This window comes from Stutzerimonas kunmingensis, assembly GCF_032106285.1.
Taxonomy (GTDB): domain Bacteria; phylum Pseudomonadota; class Gammaproteobacteria; order Pseudomonadales; family Pseudomonadaceae; genus Stutzerimonas; species Stutzerimonas kunmingensis_B.
The window spans coordinates 122,727-135,522 of record NZ_DAMCPO010000014.1; the positions used below are offsets into that span (position 1 = coordinate 122,727).

Here is a 12,796-nt window from a genome sequence, read left to right on the forward strand (position 1 = left end):
GCAGGACTGAATGATGGCTTCATGATATTAGCCGACGTTCGGCAGTTATGGACTGCCGAACGTCGCTGGGGCGGGAATCAGAGGGTTTCGAGCGGGTCTGCGACGGTTGGGCTGGGCGTCGCCTGGCCCAGCGCTTCGCCCATGCACACGGGGCTCAGCGGCCCCAGTTGTTCAGCCCAGCGCACCTGTTCCGGCCCGAACAGCAGAATTACCGTCGAACCCAGCTTGAAGCGGCCCATCTCGGCGCCTTTCTCAAGGTGGATGGGCGCACGCGCCGCTTCGTCGTACCGGAAAGTCTTCAAGGCACGCTTGGGTGGTGTGACCAGGCCGGCCCAGACGGTCTCGATGCTGGCGACGATCATCGCGCCGACCAGCACCATGGCCATCGGCCCGTGCTCGGTATCGAACAGGCAGACCACCCGCTCGTTGCGCGCGAACAGCTCCGGCACGCCCTGCGCCGTGACCGTGTTGACCGAGAATATGCGCCCCGGCACGTAGACCATTTCCCGCAGTGTGCCGCTGACCGGCATGTGCACGCGGTGATAATCCTTGGGCGAGAGGTAGACCGTGGCGAACGCGCCGCCCATGAACGGAGCAGCGCGTTCGTGATCGCCGCCAAGCAGCTCCATGGCGCTGTAACTGTGGCCCTTGGCCTGGAAGATACGGCCTTGTTCTATTCGGCCCAGCTGGCTGATGGCGCCGTCGCAGGGGTTGAGGATGGCGCCCGGAGTCTGATCCAGCGGGCGGGCACCGTCTCTCAATGCGCGGGTGAAGAAGGCATTGAAGTGCTCGTAGGCCGTGGGCTCCTCGACCTGGGCCTCACGCATGTCGACCTGAAAATGCCGGACGAACCACTTGATGAAGGTGTTCTTCACCCACGGCAGCCGGCACTCGGCCAGGCAGCCAGCCAGGCGGGAGATGAGGTGATGGGGCAGCACGTACTGGCTGATGACGAACAGGCGATCTTTCATGTGGGTCCTTTTCATTGCTGCACCGGTGTATCAGGCAGGTTGCCCCATTCGGACCAGGAGCCGGCATAGCCCTTGACGCGTGGGTAGCCGAGTGCCTTGGCCAGGAGGTAGGTGAGGCCGGAGCGATGATGGGTGTGGCAGTGGGTTACGACTTCCTTTTCCGGGACGATGCCCAGTGCCTCCAGCTGCTCGGCGATGTCCTCGCGGATTCGGAGGTCGCGAGCACGGTCCATGGCGGCGGTCCACTCGAAGTTGATTGCCCCGGGTATGTGGCCGCCCCGTGCGGCAAAGAGTTTTTCGCCACGGAATTCGGCCGGCGAGCGCGCGTCCCAGATCACCAGATCGTCTGCGTCGAGGCGGCTTTCGATGTAGCTGCGGGTCGCGATTGGGGCGAGGTCCAGCGTCAGGTTCGGCAGGCCGGGCGCCGCCTCGGGTATCTGCTGGGTCAGCGGTCGCGCCTCGCCGAGCCAGGCGTGCAGCCCGCCGTTGAGGTAGTGGTAGTGGTGATGGCCGATCACGTCGAGCAGCCAGATGAAACGACCGGCCCAGCCGCCCCCTTCGTCGTCATACACCACGTACACCGCGTCGTGCCGATGACCCAGTGCGCCGAACAATCGCTGCAGTTGCGCAATATCCGGAAGCAATCCCGGTGCTGGCGGCTGGCCGAGCTGGGTCTGTTTGGGGTCGACGAAGCGAGCGCCCGGCAGGTGGCCTTCGGCATAACGGGCGGCGCTGGTCAGGTCGACCAGAATCAGCTCCGGCGCGTCCAGGCGTGCGGCCAGGTCGGCTGGCTCGATCACCAGCGGCAGGTTGGAAAAGGCAGACACGGCAGCCCTCATCTAGTCGTAGAAGGGGCGAAGTCTAGCGAAAAAGCTCAGACCCCGCGCCTGCTGAAGGTAGCCAATGCGCGCTCGATGCACTGCGTTGTTTTAGCGAATGTTTGCAGGGTAGTGTCGGAGAAGGGTGCGCCGTTCTTGTCGGAAACCACCAGCATCAGCACGCGCCCGTCGATGCCCAGCGAGCGCAACAGCAGATGTTCGCCGCTGAAAAGCGCTTTCAGGCTGCCGGGCAGCAAGGCCGAGAACTGTGCCATGTTGGCCGGCTGCAGGCGCAGCTGTGCCGGCTTTTCCAGCAGGCGGCGCAAGATCTGGCTCTGCTCGGGGGTGAGGGTAAGTCGCGCAGCATCGCTTGGCAGGCCGGCCGATTGCTGGGCGACCAGGCGGTTCTGCTTTCGGTCGAACAGCAACACCAGTGTGCGCTGCATACCCGCGCAGGCAAGGGCTTGGCTGGCGGTAGCGGTCAGCTGCAAGACGTTGCTGAACGGCGTCGGCTCGCTGAGCAGGCGGCGACAGTGCTCGCGCCATTCGGCCAGATCGGCATCGCTTGCTACCGGCGCAGCACGCAACACCTGAAAACGGGTACCGGTAGGCCACAGCAGGCCTTGAGCCGGATGCCAGAGATCGGTCCGGCCGATCTCCCGGGCGCTGGTCGCCGCCTGCTGGTGCACCATCTGCTGCAGATCGGCGAGCGACACCTGCAGATACAAACCGGCCAGGCGCTGCCAGCGCAGGCTGTGTATGCCGCTCCAGCTATGGTGCGAGGACAGTGCCAGGCCGTTGGCCAGCACGATGGTGTTGCTCGGCAGCGTCAGCCAGCGGCGCAGGTCGGGGTCGGCGTCGAGCATCTGCTGCTGATGCAGCGGGTGCTCGTTGTCGTGGGCAATATGCAGGGCCTTGATCAGGCGCCGCCGATCGGTGCCCAGCAGGCGATAACCCTGAATGATCCAGTCCGGCAGCCGCCAATGCTCAGCAAGCCTTAGGCACAGCTCCAGCAGGGATACGCCGAGCAGCTCGCGCTCGACCCTGCTGGCCGGCTCGCCCTTGACCAGTACCCGCTGCTCCCAACTGTCGAGCAGATGCGGATAGGCGCCGATCAGCGCCCAGGCGGGAGACAGGAACAGCAGGCTGCCCCAGTGAATGTCCTGCCACAGTCGTGCGAGGCGGGCGGCGAACAGTCCGTTGGCCTGCTGGCTGGCGTGGCGGCTGATTAGTACCAGTTGCCGCAGCGGCTGCGGCATGTCGGCGGCCTCCATGGCCGGAATGCGCGCCAGCAGCGCTTCGGCGCGCTGCAGGCCGATGCGGCTGAGCGCGACCTCCAGGCTCTCGGCCGGCTGGCTGTCGCCGATGCCTCGATTGGCCTCCTGGATGAAACGCAGCGCCAGCACGGGGCTGTCCTGAATCAGTTCGGCGATCTGCCGCATCGACTTGCTGCTGTCGCGTAGCGCCAGTCGCACCTTGCCATGGACGCCGGCAAACGCGGGAAGGGGTGCGTCGTCGAGAGCCTTGATCCAGGCGGGTATCGTGCGTGGCAGCGGAGGTGTGGTGGTCATGGCCGAACTAGCTTTTCATCGGGATGGCCTTTAGTCTGGCGCAAAAGTTCCGATAACCAGAACAATTCTTCCAACATTCCTTTCGCAAGGTCGTCTGGTGGCGATTCTGGGCGTTTATTTGCCCTTGATCCGGACGGCTCGTAACCAGGTTTTAGACGTACCTCCTATGGTCAAAATAATCGGGATCATCGTCGTGTTCGCCAGCGTGCTGGGCGGGTTCGTGCTCTCTGGCGGCAAGATCGGCGCGCTCATCCATCCGTTCGAGGTGATGATCATCGGTGGTGCGGCGCTGGGCGGTTTTCTGCAGGCCAACCCCGCCAGCACCACCATGCTGGTGTTCAAAAAATCGCTGAAGATGTTCAGCACCCGTTTTACCCATACCTATTATCTGGAAGTGCTCAGCCTGCTCTACTCGATCCTCAACAAGAGTCGTCGTGAAGGCCTGATGGCTATCGAGGCGGACCTCGAAGATCCAGCTGCGAGCCCACTGTTCAGCAAGTACCCGGGGTTTCTGCAGGACGAGCGGATGACCGCGTTCACCTGCGATTACCTGCGCATCATGTCGTCCGGCAACATGGCGCCGCACGAACTCGAAGGCCTGTTCGATATGGAGCTGAACAGCCTGAAGGAAGAGCTCGACCATCCCTCTCATGCGGTCGCCAAGGTGGCAGACGGCCTGCCGGCGATGGGTATCGTCGCGGCGGTACTGGGTATCGTCATCACCATGTCGATCCTCGCCGAGGCGGATAACGCGATGATCGGCTACAAGGTGGGGGCGGCACTGGTCGGTACCTTCCTCGGCATCCTGGCCTCTTACGGCTTCTTCAGTCCGCTGGCCGCGGCGCTGGAGCACGACGCCAAGGAAGAGCTGAATGTCTACGAGGCGATCAAGGCCACGCTGGTGGCTTCGGCATCCGGCATGCCGCCGACGCTGGCTGTCGAGTTCGGGCGCAAGGTCCTTTATCCGGCGCATCGCCCGAGCTTTGCCGAGCTCGAGCAAGCCATGCGCGGCAGCTAAAGGCTCGTCATGGACAACACTCAACCGATCATCGTCAAACGGGTCAAGAAGGTCGCGGGCGGCCACCATGGCGGCGCGTGGAAGATCGCCTTCGCCGACTTTGCTACCGCGATGATGGCGTTCTTTCTGGTGATGTGGTTGATGAGTTCGGCGACGCCAGAGCAGAAGAAACTGATCTCCGGCTACTTCCAGGATCCGATCGGCTTCACCGAAAGCGCCAGCCCGCACGTCATCGACCTGGGGGGGACGCCGACACCCTCGCCGGACCGCACCCTCAATCCAGAGTTGGAGCCGGCGCAGAGCGAAGCGCAGATCGATAGCGATCAGGTGGAAACCTTCGCCGAACAGCTGGAGCGCGAGCGCCTCGAGCTGCTGTTGCAGGAGCTGCAGAACAAGGTCGACGAGAATCCCGAGCTGCAGAAGTTCAAGGACCAGATTCTCTTCGAGATCACCCAGGACGGCCTGCGCATCCAGATCATGGATGCCGAGAACCGGCCCATGTTCGCCCTCGGTAGCGCCCAGTTGCAGCCCTACTTCGAAGACATCCTGCTGGCGCTGGTCGACACCATCGCCGCGGTGCCGAACAAAATCAGCGTCAGCGGCCACACCGATGCCAAGCCTTTCTCGGGGCGCAGCGACTTCGGCAACTGGGAGCTTTCGGCCGGGCGTGCCAACGCTGCACGCCGCACGCTGGTGATCGGTGGTTACCCGGAAGATCAGATCGCACGGGTCGTGGGCTACGCCTCGTCGGCGCTGTTCGATCGCAAGGCCCCGTTCAACCCGGTCAACCGCCGCATCGATATTCTGGTGCTGACCAAGAAGGCGCAGCGTTCGATCGAGGATGAGCAGCCCGCTGCCACGGATTCGACCGGTGCTGCCGAAGGCGAAGTCGCGCCATCTGGCGGCGCGGCGCCGGCTGGGGAGGAGCCGTTACAGCCGGAGCAACTGCGGGAGCGGTTGAACATCTTCGAAGATGGCGTGCTGCAGTTCAGTCAGCCCGGCGAGGGCTGAGCGCCAGATCAGTAATCCGGTTCTGGCAGGCTGCTGAGAATGTGTCGGTAACTGCTCATTCGCTGCGGCTGGATGCGCCCGTCCTCCAGCGCCTGGAGCAGGGCGCAGCCGGGCTCGCGATCATGCTTGCAGTCGCGGAAGCGGCAGTGCCCGAGCAAATCCTGGAATTCGATGAAGCCCGCTTCGACGTCGGCGCGACTGACGTGACCTAAGCCGAATTCGCGGATGCCGGGGGAGTCGATCAGCTCGCCGCCACCGGGAAAGTGGAACAGACGTGCCGTGGTGGTGGTGTGGGTGCCCTTGCCGGTCATTTCCGACAGCGCCCCGACGCGGGTGTCGACGCCCGGCAACAGGCTGTTCACCAGCGAAGACTTGCCTACCCCGGATTGCCCGACGAAGACGCTGACGTGGCCGTCGAGCCGCGCCTTGAGCGCTTCCATGCCGCCACCACCGTGGGCCGAGACTTCCAGCAGCGGGTAGTTCAGCTGCCGATAGACTTCCAGCAGGCGATTCAGCGCGGCTTCGTTCTGCTCGTCGATCAGGTCGACCTTGTTCAACAGCAGCAATGGCGTGATGCCGGCGTGCTCCGCGGCGACCAGATAGCGGTCGATCAGGTTGGCGTGGGGCTCCGGTAGCGGCGCGAAGACGATGACGATCAGGTCGACGTTCGCCGCTACGGGCTTGAGCTGGCCACGGGTATCCGGGCGGCAGAGTTCCGAATGTCGCGGCAGCTGCGCAACGATGACACCGATGCCCTGGTTGCCCGGGCGCCAGACCACACGATCGCCGGTGACCAGTGCCGGCAGGTTGGCGCGCAGGTGGCAGCGAAAGACCTGCCCGCTGTGTTCGCCTTCCAGTGCTTCCACCTCGACCTGCACGCCGAAATGCGCGATGACCAGTCCGGTCTGCTCCGGGCCGAGATCGCCGCCTTCGAGTTCTTCGAGTGCACGACTTTCGCGCCGCGCGGCGCGGGCGGCGCGCTCTTCCTGGATTTTCTCGATACGCCAGTTCTGCCGGCGGTTGAGTTGGCGTTTGGCCATGAATTCGGTTGTCTCTGAGGTTGGTGAGCGAGTCTAGCATGCTGCAACCCGCCCACTTCGGCCTGTATCGCGCTGAAGCCGGAGGGTTAGACTGGCGCTCCTTCACCCGTTCGATTGTCGGTCATGCCTGCTTCTGTCGTTACTCGCCTGCCCATCCTGCGTGCGCTGCTGGCCCAGCTGTTGGCGCTGCTGGTGGTCTGGCTGCTATTGCTCGGACTGGTCGGCGTGCTGGGTGTGCGTCCCGGTCTCATCCTTGTGGCAGTCGCGCAGGGCTGTCTGGCGGCGCTGATCGGGGCCCGGCTCGGGCTGTCGGCCTGGTGGCTGGCGATCAATCTGATGTTCGTTCCTGGCCTGGCGTTGCTGCGTGATTTCGACGTGCCGGGCTGGTTGCCGCTGGGCGCATTCACGTTGTTGTTGCTGTTGAACTGGAATGCCTTCACCGAGCGCGTGCCGCTCTACCTGACCGGTCGTGAAGCCGAGCGCCAGTTGCGCAACCGGCTGAGCGAGCTGCCGGCGGGTTTCCGCTATATCGACCTGGGCAGCGGCCTGGCCGGCACGTTGTCGCGCCTGGCACGGGACTTTCCGGCGGCGGAGTTCATTGGCGTGGAAACCGCGCCGCTGACCTTCGCACTGTCCTGGCTGCGCTGCCTGCCGCGGCGCAACTGCCATATTCGCCTGCTCAGTCTGTGGCGGGTCGATCTCGCCGAGTACGACGTGGTCTATTGCTTCCTCTCACCGGCACCCATGGCCGCCCTGTGGGACAAGGCGCACGCCGAGATGCGTCCCGGCGCGCTGTTGATCAGCAACAGCTTCGCGGTGCCAGGGGTCGAGCCGGTTGAAGTGCAGCAATTGAATGACTGGCGCCGCTCGCGGCTGCTGATCTGGTACCCCGGTGGCGCGACACCTGACGGCGTCGATACGAGCGGCTAAACTGCGCCGCACAGCCAAGGAGCCCGCCATGCAGAACCCGCAGAACCTGATCTGGATCGACCTGGAAATGACCGGTCTGGATCCGGACAACGACGTCATCATCGAGATGGCGACCATCGTCACCGACAGTCAGCTCAACGTGCTGGCCGAGGGGCCGGTGATCGCGGTACACCAGAGCGATGAAACACTGGCGCGCATGGATGAGTGGAACACCCGTCAGCACGGCGGCTCGGGCCTGACACAGCGCGTGCGTGAGAGCAGGATTTCCACCGCCGAGGCCGAGCAGGCGACGCTGGCCTTCCTCGAACAGTGGGTACCCAAGGGCAAGTCGCCGATCTGCGGCAACAGCATCTGCCAGGACCGACGATTCCTCTACCGGCAGATGCCGAAGCTCGAGGCCTACTTCCACTACCGCAATCTGGACGTGTCGACGCTCAAGGAGCTGGCGGCACGTTGGGCGCCGCAGATCATGGAAGGCTTCAAGAAGAGCGGCACGCACCTGGCGCTCGACGACATCCGTGATTCCATCGCCGAGCTGCGGCATTACCGCGAGCATTTCATCAAGGTCTGAAAGGGGCGTTAACGCCTGACGCGTTTGCGGATCGTAGGGTGGATCACGCTTCACCGATCCACCGACGAGGCCAGGTGGATGTAAAAAACGACATCCACCCTACGTCACTGATGATCATCGTGAGAGCGCTGCTGCAGCGTCGTCCATCCAGTGGTCAATCGGCGCCTTTTGGCGAGGCGCCGACAGTTATTTCCCCAGCTTCCTCAATTCATCCGATTCGACGATGCGTACGCCGTCGCCTTCTTCCAGCGCCAGCCGCCACAGCGCTCGGGCCAGCGTGCAGGTCTCGATGCCGTGGTACTTGCCCGGCAGCAGCTGCGACAGGGGCGCCACGATACGTTCGCTCAACCGTGGCTCCAGGCGTGGACCGATCAGCTGAGAGGGGCGGGCGATGGTCAGCTGTGGCCAGTCCTGCTGCTGCAGCGCCGCTTCCATTTCGCCTTTGACCTTGAGGTAGAAGATCGAACTGTCCGGGTTGGCCCCCAGCGAGCTGATCACCAGCAGGTGGCGCGCGCCCATCTCCTTCGCCCGGCGGGCGAACGCCAGCACCAGATCATGATCGATGGCGCGGAACGCCTCCTGGCCACCGGCCTGCTTGAGCGTGCTGCCCAGGCAGCAGAAGGCCGTGTCGATCTCGCCGCGCAGCGTTGGCAGCAACGTCAGCAGCTCACCTACCGGGTTTTCCAGGCGCTGATGGGTCGCCAGCGGTCTGCGTGTGGGCGCCAGCACGCGTTCGACGGTCGGTTCGTTGAGCAGGCGATCGAGCAGGTGCTCGCCAGTGAGTCCGGTGGCGCCGGCAAGCAGAATGCGCTGTGGCGTCAAATACATGGTCTTGCTCCTGTGGCGATCATTGGGTGGCGCGCCGCTGCAGCAGCTCCTGCCAGCGTTGGACGACCGGGGCCGGCGCCCAGATTTGCGGTTCCGATGCCTGATAGTCGTCGGCCTGCTCGCGTTCGGCAACCTTTGCTGCGGCCAGCGTGAAGGCCTGCACGATATCGTCGGTTTCCTGCAGCGCTTCGGCGAACAGCGCGCGGCCGAAGTAGGTGAAATCACTTTGCTCGGAGCAGCCGAAGGACACCCGGTCGGCGCGGGCGGCGGTCATGATCAGCGTATGTTCGTTCTTCAGCAGCTCGATGAAGCCGCCGGAATAGCAGGCCGAGATCACCAGGATGACCTTGCGCTTGGCGAGTGGCGCGAGCAGTTGCGCCAGATCCGCTGCCGGCAAATCGTCCAGCGAAAGGCGCGGCTGGTTTAGCACCAGTTCGTGGTCTGCCGAGCCGTGGCTGGTGAAATAGAGAAAGATCAGGTCTTCCTCGCCGCTGCGCTCGGCCAGCGCGCGAATCGCTCGAGCCAGGTTCTCCCGGGTCGCCAGTGGCCGATCGGCGAGATGGTCGCGGTGGTTGACCAGGCTGAGCTGGCCATGGGCGCTGAAGCGCTCGGCGAGCAACTGCTGTACGTAATCGGTTTCGCGCATGAACACGCTTTGCCGGCCATCGCCGGCCACGGTCAGTGTATAGAGGTCCTGGGCCGGGCTGGGCGGCGGCAGCGCACTGATCGCACGCTCGAGCAGCGGGCCTTGTTCCAGCAGCGCGAGCTCGAGCGGGTCCGGCAGTGCGTGCCCCTGCTCGTCGCGGATACGCCGGTCATTGCGCCAGCTGCCGCGCAGCTCGGTGCCGTCGGCCTGGGTCAGTACGCCCGCGCCGTCGAAGTGACCGTGGCGGAAGCCACCGCTATAGAAGCTGCCGTCGGCGCGATCGAGACGGCCCTGACCGTGGTAGCGCCAATTGCGGAACTGCCCGCTGTAGCGACTGCCATCGCTGGCGACATAAGTGCCGGTGCCGCTCAGTTCGCCGTGGACGAAGGTGCCGCTCCAGGCGTTTCCCTCGCCGTCCTCGTAGCGTCCCTGGCCATGAAACTGATCGTTTTCGAAGTGACCGCTGTAACGCTCGCCCTGCTCGGTCGAGAAGCGACCTTCGCCATTCAGATTGCCCGCGCTGAAATGCCCGCCGAGCTGACCATTGGCGTCGCTGCGGGTGCCGGGGCCATCCGGCTGCCCTTCACTGAACTGCCCTCGATGACTGAAGCCGTCGGCGTATTCCAGGCTGCCCTGGCCGTGGTAGAGGTTGTTGCGAAACTCGCCTTCGTAGACCGTGCCGTCCTGGCTGAAACGCCCGTGGCCATGCATGCGGCCAGCCTGGAATTCGCCCTCGTAGACACCACCCTCGACATAGCTGAAACGGCCGAGGCCGTCGAACAAGCCCTGCCTGAACTCACCCTCGTAGCGATCGCCTGTGGCGCTTTGCCAAGTGCCCAGGCCATGCCACTGGCCATCCTTGAATTGGCCGAGGTAATAGCTGCCGTTCGGATAGTCGATACGACCGCTGCCCTGCAGCAAGCCATCGACGATTTCACCGCGATAGCGACCGCCGTCCGGCAGCACTCCATCGGCAGGGGTGAGAGGCTCGCCCTCGCCGCAGGCGGTGAGCAGACCGAGTAACAGGAAGGGAAGAAGACGCAGCATGCGGACATCCGCTCAGGCAGGACGTCCGCAGTATGCCGCAAACCGGGCGGGCTGCGACAATCGCGCAGGGTTGCCGCTCAGAGGACGCACAGCGCCAGGGTTTCGGCGATGTAGGCCGGTTTTTCCGAGCCCTCGATCTCCATCACCGCGCGCGCCTTGAGCAGCCATTGCCCGGGATTCTTCTCGTAGGCGTCGATCAGCGTCAGCCCCAGGCGCACCCGCGAGCCGACCCGTACCGGCTGGATGAAGCGCAGGCTGTCCAGTCCGTAGTTGACGCCCATCCGTGTGCCTTCCGGCACGACCATCAGATCGCCAGACAACATCGGCAGCAACGACAACGACAGAAATCCGTGGGCGATAGTGCCGCCGAAAGGCGTCTGCGCGGCTTTCTCGGCATCGATATGGATGAACTGGTGATCGCCGGTGCAGTCGGCGAACTGGTTGACGCGCTGCTGATCGACGGTCAGCCACTCGGAGTGGCCCAGTTCCTTGCCGATGTAATCCTTGAGCTGTGCGACGGGTACCTGTGGCATGTGTTCTCCTGATCGTTCTTGTATGGCTGCAAGGATGTGCAGCCTGGCTAGAGGGGCAGTGCCGGGCCCGAAGCGCTCGACTGGCTCTGCGCCGTGTGCAGCTCTAGATCAGCACGGGCGGGAGTCGCGGCAAACCAGCATCGGCAGCGCGAATGGCCCGTCATAGCGCAGCGCGGGCGCCTGCCGGCGTTGCCCTTTATACTGTCGCAATTTTGCGGGAGGCTCCCATGCTGCTCAGAGGCCTGACCTGGCTGGTCGCGTTCCAGTTGCTCGGCACCGTGCTCAATGTGCTGTTCCTGCCCATGCTGCCGGGCCCCATCATCGGCATGGTGCTGCTGTTCGCCGGCCTGCTGGCGCGCGGCCGGGCCAGCGAATCACTGCAGTTGGCGGCGAGCAGTCTGTTGCGCTACCTGCCGCTGCTGTTGGTACCGCCGGCGGTGGGGGTGATGGGCTATACGGAGGCGATCCTCGATGATTTCTGGGCCATCGTCGGCGTGCTGGTGATTTCGCTGCTGGTCTCGCTGGTCTTCACCGGTTGGCTGATGCAGACGCTGATCCGGCGCAAGCGACGTCAACAGGAGGGCGCATGATCGAACTGCACTGGCAGGCCGCCTGGGAGGCGCTGATCCATCATCCGCTGTTCGGCGTGGGCATCACCCTGGCAGCGTTTCAGCTGGCCTTCGCCGCCTACGAGAAGACCCGCTGGGTCTTCCTGCAACCGGTACTGGTGTCGATGACGCTGGTCGTCGGCATCCTCCTGCTATGTGGTATCGACTATGACGAATACCGCATCAGTGCGCAGTGGCTGACGCTGCTGCTCGGGCCAGCCACCGTTGCGCTGGCCGTGCCGCTGTACCTGAACCTGCGGCGGATTCGCGAGTTGTTCGGCCCGATCGTGATCACTTTGCTGGTCGCCGGGGTGTTTGCCACGGCGCTGGGTATGGCCCTGGCTTGGGCTTTCGGCGCGGATGACATGATCCTGATGACCCTGGCGCCGAAGTCGGTCACTTCGCCGATCGCCATGCTGGTGGCCGAGCAGATCGGCGGTGTGGTGGCGCTGGCGGCGGTGTTCGTGATGATCACCGGCGTGCTCGGCGCGATTTTCGGTCCGGAACTGTTGCGCCGGTTTGGCGTTCAGCATCCTGCGGCCCGCGGCATTGCGCTCGGGCTGACCGCCCACGCCGTGGGCACCGCGCAGGCGCTGCAGGAAAGCGACGAATGCGGTGCGTTCGCGGCCCTGGCCATGAGCCTGATGGGGGTAATGACTGCGGTGCTGTTGCCGCTGGTGGTTGCCTTGCTGCTGTGATGGAGTCGCCATGAGATTGCCGTTGTTCCCGCTGGATACCGTGCTGTTCCCCGGTTGTTTTCTCGATCTGCAGATATTCGAGGCACGCTATCTCGACATGGTCAGCCAGTGCCTCAAGGCCGGGCATGGCTTTGGCGTGGTGCATATCCTGGATGGCAAGGAGGTTGGCGCAGCACCGGCGGCGTTCTCTCATATCGGTTGCGAAGCGCTGATTCGCGACTGGCAACAGCTGCCCAACGGCCTGTTGGGTATCCGGGTCGAAGGCGGGCGGCGCTTCGATGTGCAATCGTTCGAAGTACTGCGTGACCAGCTGGCCGTCGCCCAAGTCGCCTGGCGCAGCGAAGCCGACAGCCAACCATTGGCCGAGCAGCACGCCGACCTCGTCGTACTGCTCGCCGCGCTGGGTCAGCATCCGATGGTGAAAACCCTGGGGCTGGGCGGCGCGGTGAGCGATCAGGCAGCTCTGGCCAGTCAGCTGGCCTACCTGCTGCCATTCGATGCGGAGC

General features: G+C 64.3%; 14 protein-coding genes. 7 read left to right on the forward strand and 7 right to left on the reverse strand.

Features of this window, described 5'->3' with window-relative positions; translation table 11 throughout:
* Positions 1 to 77 precede the first annotated feature (77 nt).
* From asd to RT582_RS13100, 3 genes are read right to left on the reverse strand one after another with little or no spacing between them, the layout of a single operon-like run.
* Positions 78 to 971 (reverse strand): archaetidylserine decarboxylase, encoded by an 894-nt coding sequence (gene asd, locus RT582_RS13090; RefSeq protein WP_221103390.1) that lies wholly within the window; start codon positions 969 to 971, stop codon positions 78 to 80.
* Positions 972 to 982: 11 nt separating this feature from the next.
* Positions 983 to 1,798 (reverse strand): rhodanese-like domain-containing protein, encoded by an 816-nt coding sequence (locus RT582_RS13095; RefSeq protein ID WP_278349505.1) that lies wholly within the window; start codon positions 1,796 to 1,798, stop codon positions 983 to 985.
* 47 nt (positions 1,799 to 1,845) lie between these two features.
* Complete coding sequence (locus RT582_RS13100) at positions 1,846 to 3,360, reverse strand: HDOD domain-containing protein (protein ID WP_313477731.1); 1,515 nt, start codon at positions 3,358 to 3,360, stop codon at positions 1,846 to 1,848.
* A 166-nt stretch (positions 3,361 to 3,526) separates the two neighbouring features.
* Here RT582_RS13100 and motA point away from each other — a divergent pair, with 166 nt between their 5' ends.
* Positions 3,527 to 4,378: a flagellar motor stator protein MotA gene (gene motA, locus RT582_RS13105; RefSeq protein ID WP_313477734.1), complete on the forward strand. Its 852-nt coding sequence runs from the start codon at positions 3,527 to 3,529 to the stop codon at positions 4,376 to 4,378.
* Positions 4,379 to 4,387: 9 nt separating this feature from the next.
* Positions 4,388 to 5,389, forward strand: a complete 1,002-nt coding sequence (gene motB / locus RT582_RS13110; RefSeq protein WP_313477737.1) for a flagellar motor protein MotB — start codon at positions 4,388 to 4,390, stop codon at positions 5,387 to 5,389.
* 8 nt (positions 5,390 to 5,397) lie between these two features.
* Here motB and rsgA read toward each other — a convergent pair whose 3' ends face one another.
* Positions 5,398 to 6,429: a small ribosomal subunit biogenesis GTPase RsgA gene (rsgA, locus tag RT582_RS13115; protein ID WP_014818941.1), complete on the reverse strand. Its 1,032-nt coding sequence runs from the start codon at positions 6,427 to 6,429 to the stop codon at positions 5,398 to 5,400.
* 123 nt (positions 6,430 to 6,552) lie between these two features.
* Between rsgA and RT582_RS13120 the strand changes: the two genes are divergently transcribed.
* The gene (locus RT582_RS13120; protein ID WP_228208129.1) at positions 6,553 to 7,359 is read left to right on the forward strand and encodes a class I SAM-dependent methyltransferase; all 807 of its coding nucleotides are present in this window, start codon (positions 6,553 to 6,555) and stop codon (positions 7,357 to 7,359) included.
* 28 nt (positions 7,360 to 7,387) lie between these two features.
* Positions 7,388 to 7,930 carry an oligoribonuclease gene (gene orn / locus RT582_RS13125; RefSeq protein ID WP_003301682.1) on the forward strand — a complete coding sequence of 181 codons (543 nt, stop codon included), beginning with the start codon at positions 7,388 to 7,390 and terminating at the stop codon, positions 7,928 to 7,930.
* A 186-nt stretch (positions 7,931 to 8,116) separates the two neighbouring features.
* Here the strand turns inward: orn and RT582_RS13130 are convergent, their stop codons facing one another.
* The 3 genes from RT582_RS13130 to RT582_RS13140 all read right to left on the reverse strand — a co-directional run bounded on the left by RT582_RS13130 (position 8,117) and on the right by RT582_RS13140 (position 10,984).
* Positions 8,117 to 8,758: an oxidoreductase gene (locus RT582_RS13130; protein WP_313477741.1), complete on the reverse strand. Its 642-nt coding sequence runs from the start codon at positions 8,756 to 8,758 to the stop codon at positions 8,117 to 8,119.
* 19 nt (positions 8,759 to 8,777) lie between these two features.
* On the reverse strand, positions 8,778 to 10,451 hold the full coding sequence (locus RT582_RS13135; RefSeq protein WP_313477744.1) for a C13 family peptidase: 1,674 nt from the start codon (positions 10,449 to 10,451) through the stop codon (positions 8,778 to 8,780).
* Positions 10,452 to 10,528: 77 nt separating this feature from the next.
* Positions 10,529 to 10,984, reverse strand: a complete 456-nt coding sequence (locus RT582_RS13140; RefSeq protein WP_003301687.1) for a MaoC family dehydratase — start codon at positions 10,982 to 10,984, stop codon at positions 10,529 to 10,531.
* Positions 10,985 to 11,211: 227 nt separating this feature from the next.
* On the opposite strand from RT582_RS13140, the gene RT582_RS13145 reads away from it, so the two are divergent.
* The 3 genes from RT582_RS13145 to RT582_RS13155 all read left to right on the forward strand — a co-directional run.
* Positions 11,212 to 11,574 carry a CidA/LrgA family protein gene (locus RT582_RS13145; RefSeq protein ID WP_313477747.1) on the forward strand — a complete coding sequence of 121 codons (363 nt, stop codon included), beginning with the start codon at positions 11,212 to 11,214 and terminating at the stop codon, positions 11,572 to 11,574.
* Entirely contained in the window at positions 11,571 to 12,290 is a 720-nt protein-coding gene (locus RT582_RS13150) for an LrgB family protein (RefSeq protein WP_313477751.1), read from the forward strand. The genes RT582_RS13145 and RT582_RS13150 overlap by 4 nt, the downstream gene beginning before the upstream one ends.
* A 10-nt stretch (positions 12,291 to 12,300) precedes the next feature.
* On the forward strand, positions 12,301 to 12,796 hold a 496-nt coding region (locus tag RT582_RS13155; protein ID WP_313477753.1), incomplete at its 3' end, for an LON peptidase substrate-binding domain-containing protein.